This is a genomic window from Mycolicibacterium chlorophenolicum (assembly GCF_001044235.1).
Taxonomy (GTDB): Bacteria; Actinomycetota; Actinomycetes; order Mycobacteriales; family Mycobacteriaceae; genus Mycobacterium; species Mycobacterium chlorophenolicum.
Map to the genome: position 1 here is coordinate 126,073 of NZ_JYNL01000051.1, position 14,641 is coordinate 140,713.

Consider the following 14,641-nt stretch of genomic DNA (forward strand, 5'->3'; position numbering starts at 1 on the left):
GCCACACCACGCAGCAAGACAACGTCGTCGACACGAAGGAGCACCACCATGACCAAGACCACCGTCCTCGCGGGCATCGCCACCGGACTGGCCGCCGCGGCACTGAGCCTGGCCGGCCCGGCCCTCGCCGCACCGACCGGCGCCGGTCAAGCCGACGCCACCATCATGGCGCTCGAGGACCAGGGCAACCGCGTGATCGTCACGCGGCTCTCCAGCACCCCGCTGCGGGACGCGTCGGTCGTGTCCATCACCCACGGCGTGGACGTCCGTCAGGGCGTGCCGTTCGCCACCTCACAGGGCGACAACTTCCGGTCGATCAGCAACCAGACGGTCTACGTCACCGTGAAGTGAGGGGTCAGCCGCTATGATCGTTGAGCCATGCGCGTTGACGGGCGGGACATCGTCGTCTCGGGGAGCCTGCTCCAACCACTGACCCGGCGCACCAACGACATTCTGCGGCTCGCGCTCTCGGGGATCTTCCTCGTCGTCGTCATCACCAGCTCGCTGATCACCCGCAACGAATGGGAAGCGCTGGAACAGTCGATCTCCGAGATCGTCGGCGTGCTCAGCCCCACGCAGTCCAACACCGTCTACCTGATCTACGGCATCGCGATTCTCGCGCTGCCCTTCGTGATCCTGATCGGTCTGATCGTCGCGCGGCAGTGGAAACTCCTGGGCGCGTACGCGGCGGCCGGGATCGCCGCGATCCTGCTGCTGTCCATCACCGGCAACGGCATCGCGGCGCCGCAGTGGCATTTCGACCTCAGCGAGCGGCTCGACACCGTGCTCTCGCAGTTCCTCGACGATCCGCGCTGGATCGGGATGCTCGCGGCGGTGCTGACGGTGTCGGGTCCGTGGCTGCCGGCGCGGTGGCGACGCTGGTGGTGGGCGCTGCTGCTGGCGTTCGTGCCGATCCACCTGGTCGTCAGCGCCGTCGTGCCGGCCCGGTCGCTGCTCGGCCTGTCGGTCGGCTGGTTCGTCGGCGCCCTGGTCGTCCTCGTCGTCGGCACCCCCGCGCTCGAAGTCCCTCTCGACGGCGCCGCTCGCGCGATGGCGCGGCGCGGCTTCCGGGTGGCAGCGCTGCGCGTGGTCCGGCCGGCGGGACGAGGACCCATGGTGCTCACCGCAACTCAGGACCGTACCGTCGACCACGGCGACCCCGACGAGGGCGACGCGGTCGTCGAACTGTACGGGCCGCATCAGCGCGGTGGCGGCTTCCTGCGGCAGTTCTGGCGCAAGCTGCGGCTGCGCGACAGCGAGACCGCGCCGCTGCAGACGTCCATGCGCCGGGCGGTGGAACACCGTGCGCTGATGGCCATCGCGGTCGGCGATCTGGCGCTGGCGAACACCTCGCCGATCGCGGTGTCGGCGCTCGAACGCGGCTGGACGCTCTACGCGCACCGGCCGGCGCGGGGGACGCCCCTCGACGCCTGCGCCGAACACACGCCCGTCAGCCGGGTCTGGGACGCGCTCGGAATCCTGCACAGTCAGCAGATCTCGCACGGTGATCTGCGCAGCAAGGAGATCACCGTCGTCGACGGCACCCCGCAGTTCGGCGGCTTCGCCCTCGCCGAATACGGTGCCTCCGAGGCACATCTGCACACCGACATCGCGCAGCTCCTCGTCACCACCACCGACCTGTACGGCGCCGAGAAGGCGGTGGCGGCCGCGATCACGGTGTTCGGCAACGACGCTGTCCTCGCCGCCTCCCGCCGGCTCACCAAAGCGGCGATGCACCAGGGTCTCCGGAACTCGGTGCGCGACGCGGGCTCGGTGATGTCGGCGGCGCGGGAGGAGGTCAAGCGCCAGACCGGGGCCGACCAGATCACCACCGCGACGATCACGCGTTTCACCCGCAGCCAGCTGATCCAGACGGTGCTGCTGGTGGCGCTCGTCTATGTCGCCTATCCGTTCATCAGCTCGGTGCCGGTGTTCTTCTCCGAACTGGGGTCGGCGAATTGGTGGTGGGCGGTGGCCGGGCTGCTGGTCTCGGCGCTGAAGTACCTGGGTGCCGGCGCGGCGCTGTGGGCGTGCGCGGACGGCCTGGTCAGCTTCCGCAATCTCGCGATCATGCAGGTGGCCAACACGTTTGCCGCGACCACCACACCCGCGGGCGTCGGCGGGCTCGCGCTGAGCACCCGGTTCCTGCAGAAGGGCGGGCTGGGCGCGCTGCGGGCGACGACGGCGGTGGCGCTGCAGCAGTCGGTGCAGGTGCTCACCCACATCACGCTGCTGATCATCTTCAGTGCCGCCGCGGGTGCGTCGGCGAACCTGTCCCGGTTCGTGCCCGGCGCCACGGTGCTGTACCTGATCGCCGGTGCGGCGCTGGGCGCGGTCGGGGTGTTCCTGTTCGTACCCAAGCTGCGGCGCTGGCTGGCCACCGCGGTGCGGCCGCGGCTCAAGGAGGTCCTCGACGACCTGGTCGAGCTGGCCCGCGAGCCGAAGCGGCTCGCGCTGATCATACTGGGTTGTGCGGCAACGACTCTCGGTGCGGCGCTGGCGCTGTGGGCGAGCATCGAGGCGTTCGGCGGCAACGCCAGCTTCGTCACAGTCACGATCGTGACGATGGTCGGCGGCACGCTGGCCTCGGCGGCGCCGACGCCCGGCGGTGTCGGCGCCGTGGAGGCCGCGCTGATCGGCGGTCTCGCCGCGTTCGGCGTGCCCGCCGCGGTCGCGGTGCCCTCGGTGCTGCTGTACCGGATCCTGACGTGCTGGCTGCCGGTGTTCATCGGCTGGCCGATCATGCGCTGGCTCACCCGCCGCGACATGATCTGACCACCCCCCCCTGTGCGCCGGAATAGCGTTCCGGGTTGCGATTTCTCGCTCACAGCGACCAGGAATGCGCTTCCGCGGGCAGGGCCTACCGGGGTAAGAGAATCGCGGTGAGACAAACCGGTGTCGGCAGGCCGGCGATCGGACACCATTTCGCGGTGACCCGTGTGATCCGTTTCAACGCCTTCGACATGAACTGCGTCGCCCACCAGTCTCCCGGCCTGTGGAAGCACCCCGACGACCAGTCCTGGCGCTACAAGGACCTGCGGTACTGGACCGATCTGGCCCAACTCCTCGAGCGCGGCCGCTTCGACGGCCTGTTCATCGCCGACGTGCTGGGCACCTACGACGTCTTCGGCGGCAGTGACGAGGCCGCGATCCGCCAGGCCGCCCAGGTCCCGGTCAACGACCCGCTGCTGCTGGTGTCGGCGATGGCGTACGTCACCGAGCACCTGGGCTTCGGCATCACCACCGGCACCGGCTTCGAGCACCCCTACCCGTTCGCGCGCCGCATCTCCACCCTCGACCACCTCACCGGCGGCCGCATCGGCTGGAACGTCGTCACCGGGTATCTGCCCGCGGCCGCCCGCAACATGGGCCAGACCGACCAACCCGCCCACGATGCCCGCTACGACCACGCCGACGAGTACCTCGAGGTGCTCTACAAGCTCTGGGAGGGTTCGTGGGAGGACGACGCCGTCGTGCGTGACGCGGCGCGCGGCGTCTTCACCGATCCCGACAAGGTGCACCACATCGGCCACGAGGGAACGCATTTCAGCGTGCCCGGCATCCACCTTTCCGAACCGTCCCCCCAGCGCACCCCGGTGATCTACCAGGCCGGCGCCTCACCGCGCGGGGTGCGGTTCGCCGCCGAGAACGCCGAGGCCATCTTCACCGCGGCCCCGACGAAGGTGATCCTGCGGGACACCGTGTCCACAGTTCGGCGCGAGCTCGAACTGGCCGGCCGCGATCCGTACTCGGTGAAGATCTTCAACCTGTCGACGATCATCACCTCCGCCACCGAGGACGAAGCGCACGCCAGGCACGCCGAGTACCTGTCCTACGGTGACCCGGAGGGTGCTCTCGTGTTCATGTCGGGGTGGATGGGCGTGGACCTGGCCCGCTACGGCCTCGACGAACCAGTGGGCAACGTCGATTCGAACGCGATCCTGTCCGCGGTCGAGGCGTTCCAGTCCGCGGATCCCGACGGCCGCGAGTGGGCGGTCCGCGACATCGCCGAGTGGGGAAAGATCGGTGGCATCGGTCCCCGTTTCGTGGGATCCGGTGCGCAGGTCGCCGACTCGCTGCAGGAATGGGTCGACGAGACCGATGTCGACGGCTTCAACCTGGCCTACGCGATCACGCCGGGTTCGTTCGAAGAGTTCGTCGACCATGTGGTGCCCGAACTCACCGCCCGCGGTGCCTACCAGTCGGCGTACACGCCGGGCACGCTGCGGCACAAGCTGCACGGGCGCGGCGACCGGCTGCCCGACGAGCACCGCGGCGCGGGATACCGCGTCGGAGGGCCGACTTCGACGATCATCGACCGCCCATCCACGGTGCCGTCGTCGCCGGCGTCGGTCGCCGCGCAGCCGACGCGCGGCCGCTGACCCGACGGAGGAGAAGACATGACCATCCAATTGCACTGGTTCCTGCCGACATACGGCGACAGCCGGCTCATCGTCGGCGGCGGGCACGGCACCCCCGCGGGGGCGGCGCACAGCGACCGGGACGCATCCATCGACTATCTGGCGTCGATCGTGCGGGCCGCAGAGAGCTTCGGTTTCACGGGTGCGCTCATCCCGACGGGCGCGTGGTGCGAGGACGCGTTCATCACCGCGGCCCTGCTGGCCCGCGAGACGACGTCGCTGGCGTTCCTGGTGGCGTTCCGACCCGGCCTGGTGAGCCCCACCCTGTCGGCCCAGATGGCGGCGACGTTCGCCCGCCACGCCCCCGGCCGCATCCTGTTGAACGTGGTGGTCGGCGGCGAGGCCCACGAGCAGCGCGCCTTCGGCGATCACCTCGACAAGGACGGGCGCTACCGACGCTGCGACGAGTTCCTCGACGTGGTGCGGCGGCTGTGGGCCGGCGAGACGGTCTCCCTGCAGGGCGAGCACATCCACGTCGAGGAGGCCTCGCTGGCTGGTCCACCGAACCCGGTGCCGCCGTTGTACTTCGGCGGGAGTTCCGCTGCCGCGGGTCCGGTGGCCGCCCGGCACGCCGACGTGTACCTCACCTGGGGTGAACCACCGGAGGCGGTCCGGCAGAAGATCGAGTGGATCCGCGGGCTGGCGGACGCGCAGGGGCGGCCCGTGCGGTTCGGCATCCGGCTGCACACCATCTCCCGCGACAGTGCCGACGCCGCATGGGCCGAGGCGGACCGGTTGGTCGGCGCGCTGGACGAGGAGACCGTCCGCAGCGCGCAGCAGGGCCTGCACCGCAGCGAATCCGAGGGGCAGAAGCGGATGCTCGCGCTGCACGAGCAGCATCGCAGCAACGGCTCGTGGCACGACGCCCGCACCCTGGAGGTGGCGCCCAACCTGTGGGCAGGCGTGGGGCTGGTGCGCGGCGGTGCCGGTACGGCGCTGGTGGGCAGTCACCGGGAGGTGGCCGACCGCATCGCGGAATACGCCGAGGTGGGCATCGACGAGTTCATCTTCTCGGGCTATCCGCACCTCGAAGAGCTGTACTGGTTCGGCGAGGGCGTGATCCCGATCCTGCGCGACCGCGGCCTGTTCGCGGCGCAGACGCATACGGCCGCGCCGGCGGCCATTCCGTTCGTCGGCGCCGCGCGGTGACGGTGTCGCTGCCGGCCGATGCGGTCCTCGATGTCGCGGCGAAGCTCGCCGGTCAGTTCGAGATCGACGCGGCCACCCGCGACGAGCAGCGGCAGCTTCCCTACGACCAGGTGGCAGCGCTGAAAGAGTCCGGGCTGCTGACCATTTCCGTACCGGAGCGGTACGGCGGCACGGGGGCGTCGGCGACGGTGCTGGCCGAGGTGTTCCGTCTCCTGGCCCACGCCGACCCCTCGATCGCCCAGATCCCGCAGTCGCACGTCACCTTTCTCGAGGCGCTGCGCCTGCAGGGCACCGAGGCCCAGAAGGAGTTCTTCTTCGGCAGCGTCGGGGACGGCGCGCTGTTGGCCAACGCACAGTCCGAGCGGGGCCCGCACACCATCGACGTGGACACCACGTCCTTGCGGCGGCAGCCCTCCGGCGGCCATGTGTTGTCGGGTCGCAAGTACTACTGCACCGGCGCGCTGTTCGCGGACTGGATTCTGGTGCGCGCCTCCGTCACTGACGGTTCCGGCGCCGCGCCGACGGCGGCGACACCCAAGGCGATCGCGTTCGTCGCCCGCGACACACCCGGTGTGGAGGTGGTCGACGACTGGGACGGCATGGGGCAGCGCACCACGGCGTCGGGGACGGCGATCCTCGACGACGTCGTGGTCCCCGCCGAGCACGTGGTGCCGTTCAGCCCGATCTTCGCGGGGCCGTCCACCTACGGCGCGCGGGCGCAGTTGTGGCACGCCGCGATCGACGTCGGTCTCGCGACCGGCGCGCTGGCCGCGGGTGTGCGTGAGTCCGGCCGCGCCAGGCCGCATTTCGAGGCGCGGGTGCAGACCGCGACCGAGGACCCGACGCTCATCGCCGCCGCCGGCGAGCTGACGGTCACGGTGCGCGGTGCGCAGGCGCTGCTCGCCGAGGCCGCTCGGCGGGTGGACGCGGCAGAGGACGCCCTGACGCCGCAGTCGGCGGCGGAGGCGTCGATCGCGGTGGCGGTGGCGAAGGTGGCCGCCACGCGCGCCGCGCTGGCAGCCGCCGAGGGGTTGTTCGAATTGGGCGGCACGCGAAGCGCTTCGGCGGCAGCGAATCTGTCCCGGTTCTGGCGCGACGCGCGCACTCACACGCTGCACGATCCGACGCGCTGGAAACTGCAGCACATCGGTCGGTACACGCTGTCGGGAACCGTGCCGCCGCGGCACGGTCAGATCTGAGGCGTCAGCAGAGCTGTCCGGCGAACACCGCACCGGTGACGAGCGCGATGACGATTGCCACGTTCGGCATTCCGCTGGACAGCGCGAGGACGACGCCGGCGACGGCGGCGATCAGCACCGTGATCATCAGAAAAGCGACGACCCAGTTGATGTCGTGGGACGCGCGAACCGCATGCGATGGCTCGACCTGCTGCGGGACCATCGCGCCCTCGCCGAATCCGACCATGTCCGCCCTTTCTGTGATTGCGGACACACTATAACTCCACCATGAGCTACATCACAGCAAAGGCGTCGATCTTGTGACCTGTGAGAAAAGTCGAAAGCTGTACTAACAGAAGTGTTTAGCGTGCCTAACCGCATGATCGGACCCGGGTACGGTGGTCCGCGGTGAGGTTCACGAGGCTGGCCGCGCTGGCGGCCGTGACGATGACGCTGGTGCAGTGCGCGCCGCCCCCGGAGCCGCCGCCGGCGTCGCCCGACCCACCGCCGGCACCGCAACCGTCGACGCAAGCGGCCCCACGACCTCCGACCGTCAGCCCGGTCACCGCCGCCGACCTCGGCGCGACCTGGCGGCCCGGCTGCCCGGTGGGCCCCGACGCGCTGCGCCGCGTCGAGCTGGACCACTGGGGCGTCGACGGACGGCGCCACCGCGGAGAACTGGTGGTCAACGCCGACGTGGTGGACGCCGTCGTCGACGTGTTCGCCCAGCTCACCGCCCTTCGCTTTCCGATCGAGAAGATGCAGAGCCCCGACCGCTACCCCGGCGCCGAGGACGAGCTGTCGATGCGCGACAACAACACCTCGGCCTACAACTGCCGCGGCATCCCGGGCTCGGACAGCTGGTCGCTGCACGCTTACGGACGCGCGGTGGACATCAACCCACGGATCAATCCCTACCTCGATGCCCGGGGCCACTTCGAACCCGCCAACGGGGGCCCGTGGCTGGACCGCACCCGCACCGACCCCGGCATGTTCCACGACGGCGACCCCGCCGTCGAGGCCTTCACCGCACGGGGCTGGCGGTGGGGCGGTCACTGGCGCACACCGCTGGACTACCAGCATTTCGAGCTGCGCTGAGGCCGTCACATCACGATTTCGTCAGATCGTGAACCCCCACGGGGTTTCTTCCGTGTCGTAAATTTAGGCGCTTCTCGAGAACACGGGAGACAGAGCTGCTTCACCGAATCGCTTCGCTCGCTCTCGCCGCGCCACGTCGGATCGTGGGCGCGGCGGCGGCGCTCACCGTCGCGCTCGCCGTCCTCGGCGTGCCGGTGGCCGCCAGCCTGTCCCCCAGCGGCTTCGCCGACCCCGGCAGCGAATCGGCGCGCGCGTCGCGAACACTGACCGAGACCTTCGGTCAGGGCGACGTCGTGATGCTGATCGTGGTGTCCTCGCCCGATGGTGTCGACAGCCCCGCCGCGCGCGACACCGGGCAGCGCATCGCCCAGCGCGTCGCCGACCATCCGCACGTCGCCACCGTCTCGTCGGCCTGGACCACCCCGCCCGCCGCCGCGGCGGACCTGATCAGCCGGGACCGGACGTCAGGCCTGGTCGTCGTCGGTATCACCGGCACCGAGGCCGAGCAGCAGACGTACGCCAAGGAGATCGACCGGGACGTCACGCGCGACGTGCCCGCGGGCGTCACGGTGCGCACCGGCGGTACCGCGATGGTCAACGTCCAGATCACCGAGCACTCGCAGCGCGATCTGCTGCTGATGGAGGGCCTGGCGATCCCGCTGAGCTTCCTGGTGCTGGTCTGGGTGTTCGGTGGGCTGCTGGCCGCCGCACTGCCGGTGGCGATCGGCGTGATGGCGATCGTCGGGGCGCTGGCGGTGCTGCGGGTGGTCACCTTCGCCACCGACGTGTCGATCTTCGCGCTGAACCTGGCCACCGCGATGGGCCTGGCCCTGGCCATCGACTACACACTGCTGATCCTGAGCCGGTACCGCGACGAGCTCGCCGGCGGCGCCGGCCGCACCGAGGCCGTGCGCCGCACCATGGCCACCGCCGGGCGCACGGTGATCTTCTCAGCGACGACGGTGGCGCTGTCGATGTCGGTGATGGTGCTGTTCCCGATGCACTTCCTCAAGTCGTTCGCCTACGCGGGCGTGGCGACGGTCGCGTTCGCGGCGGCCGCCGCGGTCGTCGTCACCCCGGCCGCGCTGGTGCTGCTCGGTGACCGGCACGACTCCCTCGACGTGCGCCGGCTGGCCCGCCGGCTGCTGCGTCGGCCCGACCCGCAACCGGTCCCGGTCGAACAGCGCTTCTGGTACCGCTGCGCGCAGACGGTGATGCGGCGCGCACTGCCGCTGGGCCTGGCTGTCGTCGTGCTGCTGACCGTCGCGGGCCTGCCGTTCCTCGGCGTGCGGTGGGGCTTTCCCGACGACCGGGTGCTGCCGCAGTCGGCGTCGGCGCATCAGGTCGGCGACCAGCTGCGGCGCGACTTCGCCGACAACACCGACACCGCGGTCACCGTCGTCGTCCCCGACACCCAGGGCCTCGGCCCAGCCGAACTGTCCGCCTATGCCGGCGCACTGTCACGGGTGCCCGACGTGGTCGCCGTCTCCGCACCGACCGGCACGTACGTCGACGGGGTCGCGTCGGGCCCGCCGTCGGCACCGACCGGCGAGAAGGACGGCCGCGCGTTCCTCACCGTCGCCAGCAGCGCACCGTTGTTCTCCGACGCGTCGGAGCGGCAACTCGACGGGCTGCACGCCGTGCCGGGACCCGGCGGTCGCGCCGTCGAGATGACGGGCACCGCGCAGACCAACCGCGACAGCGTCGACGCGATCACCTCCACGCTGCCGCTGGTGCTCGGCCTGATCGCCGTCATCATGTTCGCGCTGCTGTTCCTTCTCACCGGCAGCATCGTCGTCCCGCTCAAAGCGCTTGTACTGAACGTCCTTTCGCTGACCGCGGCGTTCGGCGCGCTGGTGTGGGTGTTCCAGGACGGCCACCTGGGCGGGCTGGGCACCACCCCGACCGGCACGCTGGTCGCCAACATGCCGGTGCTGCTGTTCTGCATCGCGTTCGGCCTGTCAATGGACTACGAGGTGTTCCTCGTCGCACGTATCCGCGAGTTCTGGCTCGCCACCGGACAATCCGACGAGTCGGTGGCGCTGGGCATCGCCTACACGGGCCGCATCATCACCGCCGCGGCACTGATCATGTCGATCTCGTTCGCGGCGCTGATCGCGGCGAGCACGTCGGTGATGCGGATGTTCGGCCTCGGCCTGACGCTGGCGGTCCTCGTCGACGCGACACTCGTACGCATGGTCGCGGTGCCCGCGTTCATGCGCCTGATGGGGGGCTGGAACTGGTGGGCGCCGCACTGGCTCAAGCGGATCCACCGCCGCCTCGGCCTCGAGGAGGCACCGGCGGCCCCGCCGCCACGAGAACCCACAGAACGGATATCGCCATGACCCCCATCAGCGTCATCGCGGGCGTCCAAGGCGCCCTACCGCCGCACCGCTACAGCCAGCAGGAGGTCACCGACGCGTTCCTCGCCGTGCCGGCGTTCGCCGGGCTCGACGAGGTGGTGCGCGGTCTTCACGAACACGCCAAGGTCCGCGCGCGGCACTTCGTGCTGCCCCTCGACCGGTACCCGGCCCTGCAGGACTTCGGCGAGGCCAACGACATCTACCTCGAGCACGCCGTCGATCTCGGCTGCGAGGCGCTGACCGCGGCGCTCGACGAAGCAGGCCTGCGCGCAAGCGATCTCGACCTGATCATCACCACGACGGTCACCGGCGTCGCGGTGCCCTCCCTGGACGCGCGCGTCGCGGGCCGGCTGGGACTGCGACCGGACGTGCGCCGGGTGCCGCTGTTCGGGCTGGGGTGCGTCGCCGGGGCCGCCGGCATCGCGCGGATGCACGACTATCTGCGCGGAGCTCCCGGGCAGACCGCCGCGCTCGTGTCGGTGGAACTGTGCTCACTGACCTATCCGGCGGCCGAGCCGACGATGGCGAGCCTGGTGGGCAGCGCGCTGTTCGGTGACGGCGCGGCCGCGGTGGTCGCCGTCGGCGAGGACCGCGCCGAACAGGTGGACCCCCGCGGTCCCGCGGTGGTGGACACCTGCAGCCGGATGTACCCCGACTCACTGGACACCATGGGGTGGAAGGTCGGCAGGAACGGCTTCGCGCTGATCCTGTCGGCCGATCTGCCCGATCTGATCGACCGCTATCTGGCCGATGACATGTCCGCGTTCCTCGGCGGGCACGGCCTGGCGGTCGACGACATCGCGGCGTGGGTGTCGCATCCCGGCGGCCCCAAGGTGATCGAGGCGATCACCGCCGCGCTCGGCCTCGGTGACGACGCCCTGGAGCTGACGTGGCGCTCGCTCGCCGAGGTCGGCAACCTGTCGTCGTCGTCGGTGCTGCACGTGCTGCGCGACACCATCGCCAAGAAGCCACCGGCCGACCAGCCCGGGCTGCTGATGGCGATGGGGCCGGGCTTCTGCTCGGAGCTCGTCCTGCTGCGCTGGCGGTGACCGGTGCTGGCCTACACACTGCTGATCGCCGCGGTCGCCGCCGAGCGCATCGCCGAACTCGTTGTCTCGCAACGCAACCTGCGATGGAGCCGGGAGCGGGGCGGCGTGGAGTTCGGCGCCGGCCACTACCCGGTGATGGTGGTGCTGCACACCGCGCTGCTGGTCGCCTGTCTGGTGGAGGCCGCGCACCGCGAGTTCCTGCCCGCGCTGGGGTGGCCGATGCTGGCGGTGGTGCTGGCCGCGCAGGCGCTGCGGTGGTGGTGCATCGCCACGCTCGGGCGGCAGTGGAACACCCGGGTGGTCGTCGTGCCCGGCGGAGGCCGCGTCACCGGTGGGCCCTACCGGTACCTGCGTCACCCGAACTACGTGGCGGTCGTCGTGGAGGGCATCGCGCTGCCCCTGGTGCACACCGCGTGGATCACCGCGCTGGTGTTCACGGCCCTCAACGCCGGGCTATTGCGCACCCGGATCACCGTCGAGAACCGGGCCCTGGAGCGGCTGCCGTGATCGACCTGCTGGTCGCCGGCGGCGGACCCGCGGGCCTGGCGACGGCGATCCACGCCGCGCGTCGCGGTCTGCAGACCGTGGTGATCGAGAAGCGCCCGGGCGCGATCGACAAGGCGTGCGGAGAGGGACTGATGCCGCACGCGGTGCGCGAACTCGGCCTGCTCGGCGCCCATCCCGCGGGTGTGCCGTTCCGCGGCATCACCTACCTCGACGGAAAGCGTTCCGTCAGCGCCGCGTTCGCGTCGGGACCCGGTCTGGGGGTGCGCCGGACGGCACTGCATCGCGCGCTCCTCGACGCCGCAGGCGCGGCCGGGGTACGCATCGAGACCGGCACCGTCGGTGCCGTCACCCAGGACGACGACGGCGTGTGCGTCAACGGCATCCGGGCGCGCTACCTGGCCGCGGCGGACGGCCTGCACTCCCCCGTGCGCGCCGGCCTGGGCCTGCACCGCCCCGGCCCGGCGACCCGCCGGTGGGGGTTCACCCGGCATGTCGGTGTCGCACCGTGGTCGGACTGCGTGGAGGTGTACTGGGCCGCGGACCCGGCTGCCGGGGAGGCGTACGTGACGCCCGTCGCCGGGGACTGCGTCGGGGTGGCGATCCTGAGTTCCCGGCAGGGCGGGTTCGACGAGCACCTGGCCGCGTTCGGAGCGCTGCGCGACCGGCTCGCCGGCCACCCGAACGAACCCGACCGGGCGGCGGGACCGTTGCGGCAGCGGGTCGCGCGCCGGGTGGTGGGCCGCGTCCTGCTCGTGGGCGACGCGGCGGGCTACGTCGACGCGCTGACCGGTGAGGGACTCGGGCTGTCGTTCGCGGCGGCCCGCACGCTGGTCGACAGCGTGGTCGCCGACCGGCCGGCCGACTACGAACGGCGCTGGCGGAAGACCACCCGGCGCTACCGGCTGATGACCGCCGGGGTGCTGCGGGCCAGCGGGTCCCCGCTGCGGCCCCTCATCGTGCCGGCCGCCCGCCTGGCGCCGCCGGTGTTCACCCGTATCGTGAACCTACTCGCCGAGTAGCACCGCGCCGTCGCGGTAGATCGAGATCGCATTGCGCCCTTCGGATTTGGCGGCATAGAGCGCCTTGTCGGCGCGGTCGAGCAGCTCGCGCACCGCGGTGTCGGGATCCGATCCGGTGAGCCGCCACGGCCGCAGCGTCGCCACACCGACACTGATCGTCACGGTGCCCGTGTCGGTGCCGCCGTGCGGTATCGAAAGCGAGCGGATCGCCCGCACCAGGCCCTTGGCGAACCCGGAGGCGTCGTCGCAGCCCGACAGCACGACCGCGAACTCCTCTCCGCCGTAACGTGCGGCCACGCACACGCTGGGATCGGCCAGATGCGCCAGCACCTCGGCGAGGTGGCGGAGGCATTCGTCGCCGGCCTGATGCCCGTACAGATCGTTGAACGACTTGAAATGGTCGATGTCGACGAACAGCGCCGTCACCTGCTCGCCGTCTTCGGCTGCGCGGCGCCAGATCTCGGCCGCCCGCTGGTCGAGGCCGCGCCGGTTGGCCAGCCCGGTGAGCGGGTCGGTGTTCGCCATGTCGGTCAGTGAGTCCTGCACCTCGCGCTCCAGCGTCACGTCGCGCATGATCGCGGCGGTCAGTCCGTCGGCGGTGCGCCGGCTGTGCAGCACGTACCAGCCCCATGATCCGTCGGTGCGCCGGACACGGAACGGTGCTGAGGCCCCGGGATCCGAGGCGGGGAAGTCGGCGCGGGCGTCGCGGTCGTCGGGATGGATGTGGTCGAGCCAGCGCGCCTTGGTGATGGGGCCGTCGGGGATGTCGAGGATCTCGTGGCCCTCGCTGGCGCGGTGCAGCACGTTGCCGTCGGCGTCGACGAGGATCACCACGTCGCCGGTCAGTTCGGCGATCAGTTCGTACGCCTTGTGGCTGGCGTCGTCGAGGGCGACCAGGCGCTCACGGTCCTCGAGCGCGGCGGCGACCAGCACGACCATCGTGAACGCGCCCAGCACGAACACCTGCGCGGAGATCATCGACTGGCCGGGGTCGTCCAGCGACGCGGCGAACGGGCCGTACCCGGCAAAGGTGCTGCCGAGCACCAGAGCCGAGCCGATCGCCATCTCGGCGAACGCCGACGCGATGCCCGAGCGGATCAGCACCAGCAGCGCGGGCAGCCCGGTGAGGAACACCAGCACGAAGCTCGACTTCGTCGCGGACGCCGCGCAGAGGCCGACGGTCACCGCGGTCATCATCGTGAACCACGCCACCTCGTGAACGGTGTGCCGGCGCGCGTAGTGCCGCCACCGCAGCATCAGCGGGACCAGGAAGGCGATACCGACGGCCTCGGTGAGGTACCAGGCCATCGCGGCGAAGGCCAGTGCCCGCGCATCGGTGCCGACCTCCCCGTTGAGTGCCAGCCCGGCGACACCGATCGGGCTCGCCAGCACCGGAGCGACAAACACGCCGTAGAACAGGAACCGCTGCCAGCTGCGCAGGGAGTCGCTGCGGCCGCTCACCCAGTCCTGGTCGCGGTGCAGCATCATCGCGGCGAACACCACGGCGGTCAGCGTCGAGAGCACCCCGATCTCCGGGGAGAGCCCGAGCACGAACCGGCCCGGGATGATCTGGATGGCCGCGAACGCGGCGAGGTAGACGGGCCACTGCCGGCGCGGCGCCGTCAGCAGCGCGACCAACTGCGGGGCGACGGCCGGCCACACCATCGCGTAGGACCAGCTGTCCAGGTACACCAGCCCGCGCACCAGGAAGCACAGCGCACCGACCGTCAGCGTCCAGCCCAGCAGCTGCGGTAGCGGGGGTATCGCGCGCCTGACCGGCGCCCAGCGGAGCGAGCCGGTCGTCATCAGAACAGTCAACCGCGTCAATAATCCGGTCGGCAATCCCTGGTGGCAATC

General features: G+C 71.0%; 12 protein-coding genes. 10 read left to right on the forward strand and 2 right to left on the reverse strand.

Features of this window, described 5'->3' with window-relative positions; all coding sequences use genetic code 11:
* Window positions 1-48: 48 nt before the first annotated feature.
* From MCHLDSM_RS20265 to MCHLDSM_RS20285, 5 genes are all read left to right on the forward strand, one after another.
* Window positions 49-351, forward strand: a complete 303-nt coding sequence (locus MCHLDSM_RS20265; protein ID WP_048471707.1) for a hypothetical protein — start codon at window positions 49-51, stop codon at window positions 349-351.
* A gap of 27 nt (window positions 352-378) precedes the next feature.
* A complete protein-coding gene (locus tag MCHLDSM_RS20270; RefSeq protein ID WP_048471708.1) occupies window positions 379-2,775 on the forward strand; it encodes a lysylphosphatidylglycerol synthase transmembrane domain-containing protein in 2,397 nt (798 codons plus the stop codon).
* Window positions 2,776-2,930: 155 nt separating this feature from the next.
* On the forward strand, window positions 2,931-4,382 hold the full coding sequence (locus tag MCHLDSM_RS20275) for an LLM class flavin-dependent oxidoreductase (RefSeq protein WP_048471709.1): 1,452 nt from the start codon (window positions 2,931-2,933) through the stop codon (window positions 4,380-4,382).
* Between the two features lie 18 nt (window positions 4,383-4,400).
* Complete coding sequence (locus MCHLDSM_RS39590; RefSeq protein WP_048471710.1) at window positions 4,401-5,570, forward strand: LLM class flavin-dependent oxidoreductase; 1,170 nt, start codon at window positions 4,401-4,403, stop codon at window positions 5,568-5,570.
* Complete coding sequence (locus MCHLDSM_RS20285) at window positions 5,567-6,769, forward strand: SfnB family sulfur acquisition oxidoreductase (protein ID WP_048471711.1); 1,203 nt, start codon at window positions 5,567-5,569, stop codon at window positions 6,767-6,769. Before MCHLDSM_RS39590 ends, MCHLDSM_RS20285 begins: the two co-directional genes overlap by 4 nt.
* 4 nt (window positions 6,770-6,773) lie before the next feature.
* Here the strand turns inward: MCHLDSM_RS20285 and MCHLDSM_RS20290 are convergent, their stop codons facing one another.
* Window positions 6,774-7,022: a hypothetical protein gene (locus MCHLDSM_RS20290; RefSeq protein WP_130376781.1), complete on the reverse strand. Its 249-nt coding sequence runs from the start codon at window positions 7,020-7,022 to the stop codon at window positions 6,774-6,776.
* Window positions 7,023-7,156: 134 nt separating this feature from the next.
* Between MCHLDSM_RS20290 and MCHLDSM_RS20295 the strand changes: the two genes are divergently transcribed.
* The 5 genes from MCHLDSM_RS20295 (at window position 7,157) to MCHLDSM_RS20315 (ending at window position 12,784) form a co-directional block, all read left to right on the forward strand.
* A complete protein-coding gene (locus MCHLDSM_RS20295; protein ID WP_234714128.1) occupies window positions 7,157-7,846 on the forward strand; it encodes a M15 family metallopeptidase in 690 nt (229 codons plus the stop codon).
* Window positions 7,847-7,941: 95 nt separating this feature from the next.
* Entirely contained in the window at window positions 7,942-10,191 is a 2,250-nt protein-coding gene (locus MCHLDSM_RS20300) for an MMPL family transporter (protein WP_048471713.1), read from the forward strand.
* A 5-nt stretch (window positions 10,192-10,196) separates the two neighbouring features.
* Entirely contained in the window at window positions 10,197-11,258 is a 1,062-nt protein-coding gene (locus tag MCHLDSM_RS20305) for a type III polyketide synthase (RefSeq protein WP_234714131.1), read from the forward strand.
* Window positions 11,259-11,261: 3 nt separating this feature from the next.
* Window positions 11,262-11,765 carry an isoprenylcysteine carboxyl methyltransferase family protein gene (locus MCHLDSM_RS20310; protein WP_048471715.1) on the forward strand — a complete coding sequence of 168 codons (504 nt, stop codon included), beginning with the start codon at window positions 11,262-11,264 and terminating at the stop codon, window positions 11,763-11,765.
* Window positions 11,762-12,784 carry an NAD(P)/FAD-dependent oxidoreductase gene (locus MCHLDSM_RS20315; RefSeq protein ID WP_048471716.1) on the forward strand — a complete coding sequence of 341 codons (1,023 nt, stop codon included), beginning with the start codon at window positions 11,762-11,764 and terminating at the stop codon, window positions 12,782-12,784. The genes MCHLDSM_RS20310 and MCHLDSM_RS20315 overlap by 4 nt, the downstream gene beginning before the upstream one ends.
* Here the strand turns inward: MCHLDSM_RS20315 and MCHLDSM_RS20320 are convergent.
* Window positions 12,770-14,590 (reverse strand): sensor domain-containing diguanylate cyclase, encoded by a 1,821-nt coding sequence (locus tag MCHLDSM_RS20320; protein ID WP_048471717.1) that lies wholly within the window; start codon window positions 14,588-14,590, stop codon window positions 12,770-12,772. The two genes, MCHLDSM_RS20315 and MCHLDSM_RS20320, sit on opposite strands and share 15 nt — an antisense overlap.
* Window positions 14,591-14,641: the final 51 nt, after the last annotated feature.

Excerpts from the sequence above, each read along its gene's own strand:
- MCHLDSM_RS20265 (WP_048471707.1), top strand. The coding sequence starts at position 49 with ATGACCAAGACCACCGTCCTCGCGGGCATCGCCACCGGACTGGCCGCC.
- MCHLDSM_RS20270 (WP_048471708.1), top strand. The coding sequence starts at position 379 with ATGCGCGTTGACGGGCGGGACATCGTCGTCTCGGGGAGCCTGCTCCAA.
- MCHLDSM_RS39590 (WP_048471710.1), top strand. The coding sequence starts at position 4,401 with ATGACCATCCAATTGCACTGGTTCCTGCCGACATACGGCGACAGCCGG.
- MCHLDSM_RS20320 (WP_048471717.1), bottom strand. The coding sequence starts at position 14,590 with ATGACGACCGGCTCGCTCCGCTGGGCGCCGGTCAGGCGCGCGATACCC.